Origin of the sequence: Mesorhizobium sp. M7A.F.Ca.CA.001.08.2.1 (genome assembly GCF_003998455.1) — a bacterium.
GTDB classification, from domain to species: Bacteria; Pseudomonadota; Alphaproteobacteria; order Rhizobiales; family Rhizobiaceae; genus Mesorhizobium; species Mesorhizobium ciceri.
This window is the reverse complement of the sequence record NZ_RZPW01001462.1, coordinates 1-463: the sequence shown is the minus strand read 5'-3', so window position 1 is coordinate 463 and position 463 is coordinate 1. Positions and strand designations below refer to the sequence as shown.

Sequence of the window (463 nt, the reverse complement as noted above, 5' to 3'; positions counted from 1 at the left end):
GACAGGTACAGGCAGCTTTGCGGGGGCGGCGGATACAGAAAGCTCTTCCGCCGCCCCCGCAAAGCTGCCTGTACGGGCCGCAGCCTCGAAAGCCTGAAGTCCTTTGAGAGAGGGAAGTACGGCCATGATCACCGAATAGATAAGTTCAGCTTATCTAAATCGCAGAAATCGTCATTTTTGGAAAGGTTTTTCATGCGCTACAGTGGATTCTATCAAATCCCAGCCTGGATCGAAGCCCGTGGATCATCGCGACGTAATTTCATCGTTGACGCAGGAGGAGCGCAACCGGCTGACCGCCAAGTCTGATGCCGCGGGCCTCGTTCAGCTTGCCGCTCATTGGGGTGCGATCGTGATCCTCGGATCGCTGATCGCCGCCAAAGTGCCGTTCTGGCCGCTGCTGATGCTGCCGCAAGGTCTCCTCATCGTGTTCCTGTTCACGCTGCTGCACGAGACGGTTCATCGC

General features: G+C 57.0%; 1 protein-coding gene and 1 pseudogene. One reads left to right on the top strand and one right to left on the bottom strand.

Annotated features, from left to right (window positions below; translation table 11 throughout):
- The coding region (locus EN914_RS37990) for a LysR family transcriptional regulator (protein WP_127389803.1) at positions 1 to 126 on the bottom strand (126 nt) is incomplete at its 3' end.
- A 112-nt stretch (positions 127 to 238) separates the two neighbouring features.
- Here EN914_RS37990 and EN914_RS37985 point away from each other — a divergent pair.
- Positions 239 to 463 (top strand): annotated as a pseudogene (locus EN914_RS37985) (fatty acid desaturase); the annotation flags it as partial.